Annotated in this window: 9 protein-coding genes; 3 read left to right on the forward strand and 6 right to left on the reverse strand. The window is 66.4% G+C overall.

Annotated features, from left to right (window positions below):
* Positions 1-8: 8 nt before the first annotated feature.
* Both ACLKOZ_RS08020 and ACLKOZ_RS08025 read right to left on the reverse strand, forming a co-directional pair.
* Positions 9-3,266 carry a hypothetical protein gene (locus ACLKOZ_RS08020; protein WP_436474132.1) on the reverse strand — a complete coding sequence of 1,086 codons (3,258 nt, stop codon included), beginning with the start codon at positions 3,264-3,266 and terminating at the stop codon, positions 9-11.
* Positions 3,266-4,846 carry an esterase/lipase family protein gene (locus tag ACLKOZ_RS08025; RefSeq protein WP_436474134.1) on the reverse strand — a complete coding sequence of 527 codons (1,581 nt, stop codon included), beginning with the start codon at positions 4,844-4,846 and terminating at the stop codon, positions 3,266-3,268. Before ACLKOZ_RS08025 ends, ACLKOZ_RS08020 begins: the two co-directional genes overlap by 1 nt.
* A 217-nt stretch (positions 4,847-5,063) precedes the next feature.
* Between ACLKOZ_RS08025 and ACLKOZ_RS08030 the strand changes: the two genes are divergently transcribed.
* A complete protein-coding gene (locus ACLKOZ_RS08030; protein WP_337347255.1) occupies positions 5,064-6,092 on the forward strand; it encodes a M12 family metallopeptidase in 1,029 nt (342 codons plus the stop codon).
* A gap of 181 nt (positions 6,093-6,273) precedes the next feature.
* Positions 6,274-6,558, forward strand: coding sequence for a hypothetical protein (locus ACLKOZ_RS08035; RefSeq protein ID WP_436474137.1), 285 nt, complete (start codon positions 6,274-6,276; stop codon positions 6,556-6,558).
* On the opposite strand, the gene ACLKOZ_RS08040 is transcribed toward ACLKOZ_RS08035, so the two are convergent.
* Complete coding sequence (locus ACLKOZ_RS08040; RefSeq protein ID WP_436474139.1) at positions 6,555-7,295, reverse strand: AfsR/SARP family transcriptional regulator; 741 nt, start codon at positions 7,293-7,295, stop codon at positions 6,555-6,557. The two genes, ACLKOZ_RS08035 and ACLKOZ_RS08040, sit on opposite strands and share 4 nt — an antisense overlap.
* A 178-nt stretch (positions 7,296-7,473) precedes the next feature.
* Between ACLKOZ_RS08040 and ACLKOZ_RS08045 the strand changes: the two genes are divergently transcribed.
* A complete protein-coding gene (locus ACLKOZ_RS08045; protein WP_436474141.1) occupies positions 7,474-8,301 on the forward strand; it encodes a DNA/RNA non-specific endonuclease in 828 nt (275 codons plus the stop codon).
* A gap of 13 nt (positions 8,302-8,314) precedes the next feature.
* Here ACLKOZ_RS08045 and ACLKOZ_RS08050 read toward each other — a convergent pair whose 3' ends face one another.
* Genes ACLKOZ_RS08050 through ACLKOZ_RS08060 form a run of 3 tightly spaced genes read right to left on the reverse strand, consistent with a single transcriptional unit; the run spans position 8,315 to position 14,539 of the window.
* Complete coding sequence (locus ACLKOZ_RS08050; protein WP_436474143.1) at positions 8,315-10,354, reverse strand: M36 family metallopeptidase; 2,040 nt, start codon at positions 10,352-10,354, stop codon at positions 8,315-8,317.
* A gap of 22 nt (positions 10,355-10,376) precedes the next feature.
* On the reverse strand, positions 10,377-12,329 hold the full coding sequence (locus ACLKOZ_RS08055) for a M20/M25/M40 family metallo-hydrolase (RefSeq protein WP_436474145.1): 1,953 nt from the start codon (positions 12,327-12,329) through the stop codon (positions 10,377-10,379).
* Between the two features lie 32 nt (positions 12,330-12,361).
* Complete coding sequence (locus tag ACLKOZ_RS08060) at positions 12,362-14,539, reverse strand: hypothetical protein (protein ID WP_436474147.1); 2,178 nt, start codon at positions 14,537-14,539, stop codon at positions 12,362-12,364.
* Between the last annotated feature and the right edge of the window lie 50 nt (positions 14,540-14,589).

A 14,589-nucleotide genomic window follows, 5' to 3' on the forward strand; every position in this document is an offset into this window, starting at 1 on the left:
CTCCTGTCTTAGGCCGGCACCGGGGCGAAGGCACCGCAGTACTCTGCCCAGTCCGAGTTCATGCCGTCCGCATCGGGCGGCATCACCTGGTACATCGTGGGGTCGCCCTTGGAGCCGGCGAGTTTGCGTTCCACGGAGATCTCCACGGAGGCGGAAAAGAACAGCACTTCCACCTCAACCACCAGCGAAGCACGACCGACCAGCTTGCCGGTCTCGAAGTGGTAGATCAGCGACAGCTCAAGAGTGATCGATGCGCTGATCAGGCCCAGGACGTCCACCTCACCGCGGATGCGGAAGTAGGCGGCGAGCAGGCCCTTGTCGGCTTCGAGGCGGAGGTAGACGCCGACGGCGATGGAAACCGAGCCGGACGCCACTCCCAGGTCCACCGACAGGCACGCACACGCCTCGAGCCCCAGCTCCAGCAGTACCAGGCCCTTGGGGGACGCCCGCAGTACCAGCCACCCGCCACCGCCGATGCACATCACCGTGAGCCGGAACGGCGCGTCCTTTGAGCAGAAGTTGAACCCCACCGTGAGCGCATCACCGAGGAACGGCACGCGTGCGTCGGCGCCGAGTGAGATGTTCTCGAGGCTGAACACGCCGACGGACACGTTGGGCAGCGTCAGGTCGAAGCCGGCTGTCACACCGGATGGGGCCACGTCAACGTAGGGCGGGTCCGAGAATCCATCGAACGGGATGAGTTCGCGCAGCCGGTCCACGAATGACAGCGGTCCCAGGAAGCCGATGCCGCCGAACACCACGTCCACCTCGGGCTTGCCGGCGGATCCGGCGTGGAACCCGATCCGCCGGAACATCAGCCTCATCAAGGCTGCGGAGCCGTCGCCGATCAGGTTCAGGTCGAAGTCGACGATCTCGGCAACGATGTCCACCGCGGGCGGCGCGGTGGCGGACGCGCGCACCTCGACGTCAACATGCAGGGCGTGCTCGTCCTTGGGCTTGAAGATGTTGGGAACCCCCGGCAGGCCCCACGGCTTGATTGCCGGACGCCAGCGCAGCTGCGCGGTGACCTGTCCGCCCGCCGCACCCTGCAGCAGTTGCGCCAGGCCGGCCGCGTCCTTGGCTAGATCGGTGAGGGTCTTCAGCGCCTGGACCGGTTTTACCAGCGCAGACCGGACGGCGGCGGGAACGCCCGGGGCACCGATAGCGTCCAGCAGGGGCTGCAGCTCAAAAGCGAGGGCGACGGCGGCGGAGCTGACGGCGTCAGGGCTCCCCGGCAGTGCATGGACGGCAGCAATCACTGCGTCGAGGCGGGCTTCCAAGGCTGCGGTCCGCGCGTCGAGCTGGTCTTTCGCGTGCTGCGCGACCGCCCGCGCGCCGTCGTGGGCTGCATCGGTGACCTCGTTGGCAAGGCGCGTGCCGGCGTCGTCCAGCGCGTTCCGGAGCCGTTGGGCCTCTGTCAGGAGCCTGGCGACAGCGTCCAGGGCGTCGGACACGAACGCCGGGGCCTCATCGAGCGCGGCCTCTTTGAGCAGATCCACCAGGCTGAACAGGCCGAACAGTTTGGGCATGGCCCCGGACAGGAACGACGCCGGATCGAACGTGCCGGCGTCGAAGGGCGAGGGCGCGTTGCCGCTTTCGCCGATCGCGCCGAGAGCCCGGGAGATCCCCTTGACTGACAGGTTGGGGGCGATGAAACCGCCTGCCCGGTCGGAACCGCTGGTGAAGTCGACGGCGGCGGGCGGGCTTTTCAAGGCCAGGACCAGTTCACCGGCGTTGGGCGTACCGGGCACTGGCTTGTCGTCCGGGCCCCGTGCGGGCAGGCCGTCGGCGAGGTAGGGCTTGGCGAAGACAAGGTCGACGGCGGGCGCCTGCGGGGCCAGGTGCCTCATAGAGGGCACCACGGCCCGGGCCTCGGTCAGGAACGGCCGCGACGTGACGTTTGTTTGGTCAATCTCCCCGTCGAAGACCAGGTGTACGACATCCACCGACGTGTCCCCGGCTTTCACCGGTGCGGCAACCGCGAGCGCCTGTCCGCGGCCCTGGATCTGCCGGACCGTGAAGTAGCGCGGCGACGCGTCCTCGGCGTGGAAGATGAAGGCCTGTGGCCCGTCCTTGCCGGCCTGGACGAACACCAGCGGTGCGGACCAGCTGCGGGTGCCGCCGCCGCGGTCCACGGTGGTCAGGGTGAACGGGAACGGAACTCCGTTGCGGGTGGGGACAAACGGCTGCTGGTTCTCCGGCGGCTTGTCGATGTCCGGGGTGACCAGCGGGCTGACCGTGACCTGGCCGAAGGGGTTGTCCCGCTCAGCCGGCGGATAGGTGCGTGTTGGCTGGCGCACGATGATGAACCATCGCTGCCACAGGTAAGCGACCGGCTTGTCACGGTGCTTGACCTCGCGCTCGGTGATCTTCACCAGGAAGCACCTGTGGCCGAACGGGAAGAGGATCCCGGGATAGGCCACCCGGACGTAGCCGTCACGGCCCATAAAGGCCTGATGCCGGTAGTCGACGATATTGGACGGGAACTCCCACGATTGCTTCCAGTCGAACCAGGCGCCCAGGCTGGAGAGCGAGAGGTTACTGACCAGCAGCGGCGTGTCGGCGTTGGCGGGGTCTCCGCTGCTGGTCTGGTCCACGATGGCGGTGCGGTCGAACGGAATGAGTGGCTGGTCGAAGCCCGGCGGCGGCAACTCACTGTCGCGGGTCCAGAGCGCGCGGACGATGCGCTGGTCCGTGTCGCCGTCGTCCGTTCCTGTGTCAGTGCGGACCGTGAGGTGCGTGCGCCAGAGCTCGGCCCGGCCGGGCGGTCCCAGTGGCGTTGTGGAGTGCCGGAAGGCGCCCAGCCTGCTGGGCGAGACAACCAGGCGGTAAGGAGCCTCGATGGCCGTCTCCAGGTCGCCCGGCTTGTGGATGCCGCGGTACCCGGCCTCGCCGGCGGGCGTCGCGTTCGGTGAGACCCGCAGAGTGAGGCTCCGGAGGGCTTCCAACACTTTCTCGAGCGTGAACGTGATGCGCATGCCTTCGGGAACCTCATAGACGAGGCGGCTGGGCCCTGCTGCCAGATGCATCGACGGTCGCGGGGGCTGCGCGGGAGGGGGCGGCGGCGCACCCGCCTGCCAGACTTCCTCTCCCACGTGCTGCGGCGGGAAGTGGACTACCAGCGATGCGTCCGGACCGGCAACCAGTTCCGCGCCGCCGTCGGTGGGCTCTATCGCGCAGCCGGGGGCTTCGAGCCGCAGGTCAATGAGGTCGTGGGGGCGCAGGAGGCGGACATCAACGGGTGGCTCCTCATCCCGTGGCGGCATCAGATGGACACTTTCCGCGGCGTGACGGTCAGCCGGATGCCGGCGTTGGCGCCGAGCAGTTCCTTGGAGAACTCGGGGACGTCGATGCGCCCGCGCCAGAACTCGGGGGTGTCCACGGTATCAGCGAGGAAGTCCTTCTCTTCTGGGTTCCAGTCCCGGACGGCGGTGGAGACGGTGCTTGTCCAGGCAGCCCAGGCCCGCGGCAGGTCGCCTGGGCCCGGTGGTTCGATGTCCACTAGCAAAGCGTCCATCCAGTCCTCCGTCTGCTCCATATGGTCATCGAAGAAGAACCTGCCTTGCCGTTCCTTGATGGACATCAGCCGCAGCTTGAGCGCGTGCCGCAGCCTGGGCACCTCCCTGCCGGCAACCCGCGGGCGGGGGGCGTGGGAGGACAGGAACGTGGTCAGCAACGGGACCGGAGTGTCAATCGGATTTCCTTCCTTCCAGTGCTCGATCTGGACGGGGCAGAAGTGGGCGGCGCTCTGCTCGTGTACCAGGACCGGAAGCCCTCGGATAGCCAGGCCCACATCGAGCTGGAACTCGATGTCGCTTGGGGCGTCGCGGCCCACGGTGAAGCCCACCAGCTCGACCTCGACCTTCAGGTCGCCGAAGAGGAACCGCTGCAGGTTCTGGTAGCCCTCCTCCGAATTGACGATGCCGTAACGGCCGCTGTGGCTCCGATGGACCACCGCCAGGGGAGCGCCCCTGACGGCTGCGTTTTCGATTTGGACCAGGCCGTCGCTGCGGGCGCCCACGGCCTTCGAGGACAGGCCGAAGGCCACGTCATAGTCCTCGGGGTTGGATCCCACCAGGCAGAACACCTCATCCACCGGAAACCCGTCGTCCGGCATCGTGGTCCCGCTGAATTCCTCCCGTGTGCGCCGGTTCCGCAGCGCCGGGGCCGTGAGGTAGTCATACATCCGGTCCGGCCCGAAGATGTCGGCGCCCTGGAAGCCGGTGGCGTCGCGGATACGCTCCAGGAGGCCAAAGCCGACGGCGAAGCTGATCCCGCCGTGTGGCGTGGCATAGGTGAACACCCGGGCCACGTATTTAGCTCCGGCCGCCGGGTCGATCTCGCCGTCGTCTCCTGCCAGCTGTTCAGGGATCACGCGCTGCAGGAGTGACCGGCAGATCAGGCCGCCCATTGAATGGGCCACGAGGAAGACCTTGGGCGCGCCGGTCTTGTCCAGGACCAGCTTGATGAGCTCGAACAGGTCCGCCGCCGCCCGTTCGAAGGAGAAGTTCTCCGGGTCCTCCGAAAACGTGGCAGCGGCGTCGTCATAGAAGCGGTGGATCCACACGGACGCTGGAGTTACCGTACCGGCGTCGACGCTCTGGAGGTAGGCCCACTGGTCGCCGTGGACAGGAACTTCGTATTTGTGGTCGGTAATCAGGCGAAGCATCGGAGACTCGAACTGGTGGAACTTTGCCCTGCCGCTGCTGTCGGCACGGACGTGGACGGATCCCTGGCTGAAGCCATAGAACGGATCATCCACCGCACTGTTGATCGCTGAGCCGTTGCCCGCGAACCCTCGGACGTAGATGACCGGGAGCCTGCCGTCGTCGCCGGGATTACCCATCTCGCAGCCCTCTTTCAGAAAATAGGCGCCCCGCTCCGGCAAGGGACAAGGGCACATTCGTGCGGGCAGTAGAGCATCCAAGGCGTTACTGCGGTGTTACCGCAGTTGCGCTCGGGATGGTTGGACCCCGGCCGGGGCAGGGCACCCGCTGATAACGCGGCAGTAACGGGCCCGCCGCTCTACTGGATCAGGAGCCGCTGTATTGAAGGAGCAAGTCATGGCTAAGACCGCACCCCAGCCGCATTGTGATGTCAGGCCGCAAACCAGGCCGCTGCTCCGGCCGGACCTTTCCCCCGCCAGGGACCGCCTCATACGCCTTTTGCGGCTGAAATGGGTCAACGGTACTGTGCTGCACTACTGGTTCCTTGAGGGCCCTGCGCCGCAGAAGGAAGCGGTGCGCAAAGCCTTCAAGGAATGGAAGGACCTGGGCATCGGCCTGGAGTTCACGGAGGTGGCGGACCGCAGCGAATCCGAGGTCCGGATCGCCTTTGACCAGGCGGACGGCTCGTGGTCCTACGTTGGCCGGGATGTCCTGAGCATCAGTAGTAATGAACCCACCATGAACTTCGGCTGGGACCTGACCGATGACTACGGCCGGACTACGGCCCTGCACGAGATCGGGCACACCCTGGGCATGCCGCACGAGCACCAGAACCCGTTTGCCGGCATCGTCTGGGATGAACCGAAGGTGTACGCCTATTTCACCGGTGCACCCAACCACTGGACGCCGGAACAAACGCTGCACAATGTGCTGCGCAAGATCGAAACCACCGAAGTGGAGGGGTCCCCTTGGGATCCGGATTCGGTCATGGAGTACTGGTTCCCCGCAGGACTGATCAAGGAGCCTGCGCGGTTCAAAACCGGCCTCAATCCCCCGGGCGGGTTGTCCAACGCGGACAAGGAGTGGGTGCGTAAGTTCTTCCCGGCCCTGGAGCCCACGGTTCCCGTGCTCCAGCCCTTCCAATCGGTTCCCCTCTCGCTCTCCCCGGGGGGCCAGGCGGATTTCTCCATCCAGCCGCAGGCCTCACGGAAGTACGAAATTGCGACGTTCGGGACCTCAGATACCGTAGTGGTCCTCTTCGAAGAAATCGATGGCGAGTTCCGCTTCGTGGCGGGCGACGACGACAGCGGCGAGGACCGGAACTCCCGGGTCAGCGCAAAGCTGTTCCAAGGCCGCAACTACGTGGTGCGCGTGCGGCTGTACTGGGCGGGTGAATCGGGACAGACCGCGGTGATGTACTGGTAGCAGGCACCGGGCCGCAGGTAGCAGGTAGCAGGCTCCAGGCAGCGAGCGACAGGCTCCGGGGCCCAATCTTGAGCAAACCTTATGAATAACCACGCTGATTCCTGATTCTCGTACTGGACCATCAAGGCAGCCGGGGGTGCAAGCCAGCAGAGGCAACCGGCTGGGATAAAGGTGGAATGCCATGGCACACGGGGACGGCCAGTCAGGAATCGCCGACGACGGCACAGATTCCGCCGCGCCGTCCCAGTCCCGTCCCGAAGCCCCTACCCAGGACCCTACCCAGGCCCAGGGCACCCTGGTCATCCGTACCTGGTGGGAGCCGGACCACGTGCACGGTTTCCGCGCCAGGGTCACCTCGACTCCGCCTGTTGAAGCCGGACTGACCATAGTGACTACCGCAGATCCCGAAGAGGTCCTGGCAGTTGTCCGTCGGTGGCTGATCGCCAGGCCTGGAGCAGTCAATTAGTAGGTTTCCCCCTGCCGTGACGTCTGGCTTTCCCGGACCTCACTCACGAGCCGGAAGATAGTGTCCGAAGGAGTCAGCCCCAGTTCCTCCTTCAACTTGGCCCTGTATTTCTCGAAGGCACGCAGGGCAGCAACGGCGTTTCCCTGCCTGCTTTCGGCCTGGATCAGCAGGCCAACAGCGCTTTCGTACAGTGGCTCTACCGCCAGCGCAGCTTCTGCCGCTTCCGAGGCGGTTTCGTAGTCCCCGTGGGCCAGGGATTCCCGGGCAATGATGTTGTACGCGTGGAGGCGCTCCTGGCTCAGCCTTCCCTGTTCAAACAGCACCCAGTCCTCGTACCAGCCCGGGAGGAGTTCGGCGTCCCGGAGCAGGGGCAGGCAGGCGGCCATGTTTCCGTTGAGCCCGGGCTGGCCCAGGGCCCGGATCCCTGCCCGGACTCGGTGCAGGTCTACCTCCACCTGGCTGTTCAGCGACAGCACGGCACCGTCGTTGACCAGCAGGCCCGGCAACTGCCGCGATACCAGGTGCACGCTGACGCGCAGGCTCTCCAGCGCCCTCGCCTCAGCCTTGTCCGGCCATAGGAGGCCCACAAGGTAGCTTCGGGGCCGGGGACCGGTAATCGCCAGGGCAGTAATGAGCCGCTGTTGCCGGGCCGCGACATGCACGACGTCGGTATCGCGGCGGAGTTGCCAGGATTGAAGCAGGCGCAACTGAAAATGGCCATAGCCGTCGTCGCCCATGCGTTCCCCCCATTTCAGTCTGGGTCTGATGAGCTGGAACTTATGTAGCAATGACGATCCGCAGTTTGACGCGGGATGTCAATGACATTCCGTCCGTGTCGCGCCCGGAGCCGCAACGCCAGATCCGCCGTGCGGCGCCGTAACGCCGTGATAACGGCCCCCTGCTAGTGTCCGCAGCATGGCTCAAATCCAGGATTTCCAGGGCGGCGGATACTCTGCCGGTTTCCTCGGTGAAACTCTCGAACCCCCTGTGCTCGATGCAACGCTGGAGGACGATGCCGTCCAGCTCGAGGGGTCCGGGATCATTCCCTACACCCACTTCTCGCTCGCGCTCAGCAAGTCCCGCCGGTTCGCCCGGTGGGTGGCCTGGAATATCGACGGCGGCCGCCTCAAACGGGTCAGCCGGAAAGGCAGCTCCTTCATCAAGGACCCCAGGATTCCCGCTGCATTCCAGAACGGTGATGAGCTTTACAGTGGTAACCGCCTGGACCGGGGCCACCTGGCCCGCCGCGCAGACTTGGTATGGGGCGAGCTGCCCGAGGCGCAGAGCGCAAACGACGACTCCTTTTTCTTCACGAACATCGCACCCCACATGGACGATTTCAACCAAAGCAGCAAGGCCGGCGTTTGGGGACGGCTGGAAGAGGCGGTCTTCGCCGATGTCGACGTCCAGGATTTGAAAGTGAGTGTGTTCGGCGGGCCGGTCTTCCAGGACAATGACCGCGAGTACCGGGGAGTCCGGCTGCCGCGGGAGTACTGGAAGATCCTTGCCTACGTGGAGCAGGGCGTGTTCAAGAGCAACGCCTTCTTGCTGACGCAGAACCTGAACCCTTTTGAGGCACTGGACCTGGATGAATTCCGGGCGTTCCAGGTCAGCACGGCCGAACTGGAAGATCGGACGCAGCTTCGGTTTGCCGACGCGCTGCGGGGCGCAGACGCCTTTGCTTCTTTGCCCCCGGCGGGCGACCGGGAGCCGCTTAACGGCCCATCCGACATCCAATGGTGAGCGTTGACAGCTTTTAGTCTTCCACCCCCTCAGGAGGAAGTGCTGTTCCACCTCGGCAACCGCTGAACGTGGCGTTCGGGCAGGAGGCATCGAAGCCCATCCCAAATTTGGCGAAAGCCTCCCACGCAGCGCCCCGGACTGCAGTGTACTCACCGTCCGCGAGCCGGCCGGTGCCCTTCATCGACTTGAAGGCACGCAGGACGGCGTCACGGGCCGTCAGGAAGGAAGGGTTCTTGGGCGTCAGTTTCAGCCCGTCAACCACAGCCTGCCATGTCACCCGGTACCCGCGCTCCTTGCTGCCAAGCGCGGCCCCGACCTCACGCGTCACCTGCATCAGGGCTGCGCACCAGATCTCTCCGACGTCGTGCACCTCCTGGTAGGAAAGATCCGCATTGCCGGCGCCGCCAACTTCTCCCGCACCCTTGCCGATGTCGCCAAAAGTCCCCGGGTACCGCGAATCATAGGGCCGCTGCCGGATTCCGGACTCCCGGGCCGTCACCCAACTGCCCGTGACCACACGCTCAAGGGTGCCTGGAAAGTTGTTGATGGTCAGTGCGAAGAAGTCGCTCCAGCCCTCCCCCATGGCCACCGACTGGTCTTCGTTCAGGCCTTCTGCATCCAGCATCCCGCCCACCAGCCGGTTGCTCACGCCGTGAACATACTCGTGAAAAACGACGTCGGAGTCGTTGGCCGTGTGCCGGCCGGTGGAGGTCACCAGGCCCATGTTCATCAGGCCGGCCACGCCGTCGGCGCGGGTGCTCATGTTGGCGGTGCCCACTACCCGGCCAGGGTGTGCGAGGGCATCGACAGGGTCCGCGCCCCGGCCCAGTCCCCCGGGATTGATGGCCTGGAAATTTCCTGATTCCTCATTGAATCCAAGCATCAGGAAGAAATCGTGCATGTAGTTGCAGAAGAAGAAGATGTTGGTGACGAACTGTTCCGGGCTGTCGGCGTTGGCAGCGAAGACCCCGCCGCTGGGTGACGCGCTAATCTCGAAGGGCTTCCGGGTGGTCCCGTTGAGGGCCCGCACGTTGTTGCCCACCGTGGCCAGCTTCCCGTTTACCGGGTCCGTCCACGATCCGAAGGCAGGGAAGCCAACCGGCGGCTCAACCGGATACTCACTGACGGGCAGGGGGAACGGGACGTCGCGGAAGTCGGTCTGGCCGGGGTTCCTGGTGATGACGCGGCCGCCCACAGCGTGGCTGGCGGAGTCATAGAAGTACAGGATCTCCGGCGCTTCCGGGTCCCTGGTCTGTTCATCGGCTTCCACAAAGGCCTTGTATTGGACTATCAGGTCCTCGCGGGAGAGCGTAAAGAACCAAGTAAGCCTGAAGCTGCCGCCCATGTCCAAGTACACCAGCCGGGCCGGGATGTCCTCCGCGAAAGCTCCGCGGCTGAACGTCATGGGCCGGGCCGGCAACGACTGGAACGACAACCGGCTGAAGTCTCCCTCCGAGATCTCGAGCTGCGGCAGCTCGTCATCGCCGAAATTGCTCCTTACGGTCCGTGCCTTCGCCGCTTCCCGGACTGCAGCCAGCAGGGCCGCCTCTGCGGCGACGACAGGTTTGGCGGGGAGATCCGGTGGGACGCTCACTGTGTCGCCCACCAGCCGGTCCACAGCCCCGTCGCTGTGAAGCCACACTTTGGGAGCCATGGACCAAACCTCAATGCCGTTCGACATCTGTTGCAGGCTGACCACCCGCATTCCTTCCGATGTGGTGGTGACTGTTGGATCGGCCTCAAATTCCGGTGCAACGCCCGCCTCGAATCCGACGGCGTCCGCCACGGAGACGGCATACGACTTCGCTTTGGCAATGAACTCTGACTCGCTGCGCTCCTCCCCGGCGTCGAAGCCGGGTACCTGGTCTGCCCTTAGTTCGGAACGGTGCCCTGTGAAGCGGTTCACGTTCTCGCGTACGTTGCCCGCTTCGCTACCGGATTCCGGACCGGCCCCGGGCGCAGCCCTGCCGGCACTTTCCCGCGGGGGCCGTTCGCCGCCGCGCTCAGCGAGGCGGTCGTAGTCCAGATTCCGTTGATCAATGATGCTGCTCATGGCGTATCCCTTCGGCGGTTGTTCAGAGTCCGGCAAGCGTCAGCGCCGCCACAGTGACGGCGCGCGCGATCGTAGCGGCGTACTCGGTGTTGTGGTCGGCGTCGTCAAGCGTGTCTCCCGGTAGGTGATACTGCCGGGTGCCAGTGGCGGGTGAGGTGTCGGCGAAGAAGTTCTCGGAGATGGCAACTGCCGCCCAGCCTCGTTCGTGGAAGCTCGCGTGGTCGCTGCGCCCCGCGGCCGGATCCGCGCTCCCGGTGAGCCGTTGGACTTCCAGCCCGGGCTCCACCGCGGCCGCCGCCTCCGCAACCCGGTCACCCAGTGCGTTCGAAGCAGCCACCGCTGGCCCCGGCACTGACGAACCCGCGTGAATCTCCACCCTGCGGGCGCCGTCCTGCAGGCCGGCGATCATATCCATCTGCAGCACGGCGGTGATGCTGTCGCCCATCGCGGCAGCTGCGCGCGCGTACAGCTTGCTGCCGATGAGGCCCTGTTCCTCGGCATTGAACAGGACAAAGCGGACGTTCCGCGCCGGCGTCGCGCCGCGGGCCAGCATGTCGCTGAGGCACTCTGCCGCCGCCAGGACGCCCGCGGTGCCGCTCCCGTCGTCGTCTGCTCCCGGCGCCGGGTCGGTACGCGGATCGTAGGGACGGGGACTGCCGTCCGGATCCAGGAAGGCGCCGTAGGCCGCCGTTGAATCGAGGTGCGCGGTAACCAGGACGGCCCCGTCCGATCCCTCGACCCGGTGTTCGGCCGCCAGGTTGGCGAGCCGGTGGCCCCGCCATGTGAAGGGCTGCAGGGTGACGGCAAGGCCCAAGCCGCGGAACTGTGCCGCCAAAGCATCCACCACCACCATGTTGTCGGGATGCGAGGCTTCGCGGCTCCTGACCGTCCGCTCGCCACCGTCAACCAGCTGGGCCCTACCAGAGATCCTCGCGATGTGCCGGCGGATTGCCGAGGACGTGACCGCAGCACGGACGGCGTCGAGCATTTCCGGCGACGGCACAGCCGCCGCGAAGCCGGCACGGGCGAACCCGGACACCAGCGCGCCGGCGTCGCGTTCTCCCGGACGGCCGAGGAGGCCTGGGTCAGGCAGCAGCCGTTCGGTGTGGCCATGGCGGGCGCCGGGGATGTGCAGTTCCTCCACCGGTGTGCCGGCGGCCGCCGCGATGTAGACGCCGCCGGGTGCCGGACCCAGGGAAGTCACCGTCTGCGTCAGCCCGGTCAGCCCACCGGTCATATACGCAAAGGCGGCGGAGGCGCGGGCCAGGCCCATCGACGGCCCTCCCGCGTTAGTCTCGGCCGCTTCTGCCGCGGCTTCAACGCCCGACGGAGGCTGGACAGGTCTGTCGTCCCGCACCAGGAACGCAACGGTGTCGTCCACAGGCGCCTGCTGGTCCACGGAGAAGCCTGCCTGCTCCAGCTGCTCGGCGCCGGACGCAGTGGCCATGGCAAGGACAAGCAGTGCCGACGGCACGTGAACGGGGACAACTTCGGCAGCATTTGCCACGGCCCCGAGATCCTGGAGGTTTTGGTCCGCCGTCAGGTCAATGCGGATCCAGAAGACAGGCCGCCCGTCGATGGCAGCGGTGGCAAACACGGGATGGGGAGCTGTCCGGAGTCCCGCGTCGCGGGCAAAAGCGCGCTCGTCCGGGTCCTCGCCGACAAAAACGCAGTCTCCCGCGTCGATTCCCGCCCCGGCCACGGCGTCGTCAAAAATGGCGCGTGAATCCTTCGGTCCCCAGTGGATCAGCGCATCGTCGGAAAAACGCCCGGGGAACCCAACCTCCAGTGCCGCGGCGGCGTTGGACGGTGCCCGCTCGCCGGGGCCAGGATTCGAAATGATCCCCAGAGGTATGTCGGCGAGCGCGTCGAGGACTTCGAGGACGCGGGGACGCGGCCGAAAGGTCAGCGAACCGTCCGGGGCAGCGCTCGCATCCGCGAGCGTCGCGCCGATGTCGAAGAAGACGGTGGCCATCTTCGTGCCTCCAGTGCCAGGCGCCGAGGTAGCTAGGCCCGGGCCACGTAGACCCCGGCTTCGCCGAAGCCGACGATGTCAGCTTTCCCGCCCCCGGTCACATCCACCACAAAGCGGGGATGCCGTTCGATCCGCCAGCCGCCAGCCGTGTTCGCATACCCAAAATGCGTGTCCACCAAGCCGGGGGCCTCGAAAGCGCCGCCGCCCAGGTTCCGGGAAACGTACACTCCGGCGTCGCCGAACCCCACGATGTCCGGCAAGCCATCGCCGGTGGTGTCGGCCAGGAACCGGGGATGCCGCTCCACGCGCCAGCCGCCGCCAACGTACCCGAAGTTGGCCACGGCCAGGGTCACCGGGCCGTAGCTGCCGTCGGCCTGGGCAAGGGAAACATAAGCCCCGGCATCCCCGAAGCCCAGGATGTCCGCCCGCCCGTCACCTGTCAGGTCAACCACGAAGCGAGGGTGTTTCTCCACGCGCCAGCCGCCTGCCACGTAGCCAAAGTTGGCGACAGCCAGCGTCACGGGGCCGTAGCTGCCGTCTGCCTGGGCACGGGAGATATACACGCCGGCGTCCCCGAAGCCGACGATGTCGGCACGGCCGTCCGCCGTGGTGTCGGCCAAGAACCGCGGATGGTTCTCCACCCGCCAGCCGCCGGCCACATACCCGAAGTTGTTCACCACCAGCCGCAAGGCGTCGTAACTGCCGTCCGCCTGGGCCCGGGAGACGTACACGCCGGCGTTGCCGAAGCCGACGATGTCGGCCCGGCCGTCCGCGGTGGTGTCGGCCAGGAACCGCGGATGGTTCTCCACCCGCCAGCCGCCGGCCACATACCCGAAGTTGTCCACTACACGGCGCAGGGCATCAAACGTGCCGTCCGCCTGGGCCCGGGACACGTACACGCCCGCGTCGCCGAACCCCACAATGTCGGCCCGGCCGTCACCCGTAGTGTCGGCCAGGAACCGCGGGTGCTTCTCCACCCGCCAGCCGCCAGCCACATACCCGAAGTCGTTCACGGCAAGATGGGGCACCTCGAACCGTCCGTCCCCCTGGGCACGGGACAGGTAGGCGCCGGCGTCGCCGAAGCCCACAATGTCCGCCCGGCCATCCGCCGTGGTGTCGGCCAGGATCCGCGGGTGGCGGCCCTCCTGCCAGCCGCCGGCGGAAGCCCCGTAGTTGCGGACCAGGAGTTGCGGCGACCAGCCCAGATGGGCGGGGGTGTAGCCGCACAGCGTGAAGGTATTGCCCTTCATCAGGCACGGGACACCGCCGCTGGCAGCACAGTTCTCACAGTTGCCGTTGGTTGTCCCGTACCGGCCCCAGCTTCCGCCGCAGTTGCAGCCGCTGGCCGCGTACTCGTCGGGGCAGCCGAAGATGTGCCCGGTTTCGTGGGCGAAGACCCTGTCGATGTTGTCCGGCCCCCAGCCGTCGTTGTTGTAGTCCATCACGATCCGCGGTCCGCCGATCGACGCGTACGCAAAATGCCCGAGCGGGTACTTGGTGAAGAAGCCGCAGAAGGTCCAGCGTGTGCCAAAGCGTGTCCGGAGGTCCTCCACGTAGGCACCCACGCCGCTCCAGTCGGCGCTGTATCCGATGGCGCCCATGGCCGGATTCCGCCACAGCCCTTCCAGATCGGGGTTTGCCGGATCCGCCGGGGTAGCCAGGGTGACGTTCTGGATGTCATAGGCAAAGCTGATGCCGGCGATCGGGTTGGTCGTGGCAAAGTAGCCCAGCCCGTTCTGGACCTCAGCCACCACCTTCAGGACCTCTGCGTCCGAAAACCGCAGGGCCGCCGTCGGGCCCTGGACTATCACTATGCCCACAGCAACGGTGCCCTCGAGGTAACTGCTGGTGGGTGCGGCAGCGAAGGCCAGGCTGTCAGCGCCTACGTCCGCCTCCCCCACGGGCGCGACGTCCGTGCAGCCGGTCATGTCCCAGGGCTCCCCCTGCCGCGGACGGTTCTCCTTGGCGGTCCGGAACTCCTGCGAATCGCGCAGGCGGAGCGCATCCAGGCCGAGCCGCTCGGTGTCCGTGAGATCCTCCGGCACCGCGTCAGGCGCCAGGCCGTTCCGCAGCGGACCGCCGCCTTGCGGCACAACGGTGATCCGGATCCGCCCGTACTGGTGGATCGGCGGGTTCGGATCCGCCCCGCTCCGCAGCCCCGGAAAATCGTCCAGGACGGCCTGCTCCCTGACATTCAAATCTCCAGACATTGCCCTCTCCTTACACCGGCGTACAGCAAGGACTATGCGACGGCGGGCGT

Origin of the sequence: Arthrobacter sp. R4 (genome assembly GCF_051365025.1) — a bacterium.
Classification (GTDB): Bacteria; Actinomycetota; Actinomycetes; order Actinomycetales; family Micrococcaceae; genus Arthrobacter.

What these genes read in the sequence shown, in the direction of transcription:
- ACLKOZ_RS08020 (WP_436474132.1), bottom strand. Translation starts at nt 3,266, where the DNA reads ATGCCGCCACGGGATGAGGAGCCACCCGTTGATGTCCGCCTCCTGCGC.
- ACLKOZ_RS08025 (WP_436474134.1), bottom strand. Translation starts at nt 4,846, where the DNA reads ATGGGTAATCCCGGCGACGACGGCAGGCTCCCGGTCATCTACGTCCGA.
- ACLKOZ_RS08030 (WP_337347255.1), top strand. Translation starts at nt 5,064, where the DNA reads ATGGCTAAGACCGCACCCCAGCCGCATTGTGATGTCAGGCCGCAAACC.
- ACLKOZ_RS08035 (WP_436474137.1), top strand. Translation starts at nt 6,274, where the DNA reads ATGGCACACGGGGACGGCCAGTCAGGAATCGCCGACGACGGCACAGAT.
- ACLKOZ_RS08040 (WP_436474139.1), bottom strand. Translation starts at nt 7,295, where the DNA reads ATGGGCGACGACGGCTATGGCCATTTTCAGTTGCGCCTGCTTCAATCC.
- ACLKOZ_RS08045 (WP_436474141.1), top strand. Translation starts at nt 7,474, where the DNA reads ATGGCTCAAATCCAGGATTTCCAGGGCGGCGGATACTCTGCCGGTTTC.
- ACLKOZ_RS08050 (WP_436474143.1), bottom strand. Translation starts at nt 10,354, where the DNA reads ATGAGCAGCATCATTGATCAACGGAATCTGGACTACGACCGCCTCGCT.
- ACLKOZ_RS08055 (WP_436474145.1), bottom strand. Translation starts at nt 12,329, where the DNA reads ATGGCCACCGTCTTCTTCGACATCGGCGCGACGCTCGCGGATGCGAGC.
- ACLKOZ_RS08060 (WP_436474147.1), bottom strand. Translation starts at nt 14,539, where the DNA reads ATGTCTGGAGATTTGAATGTCAGGGAGCAGGCCGTCCTGGACGATTTT.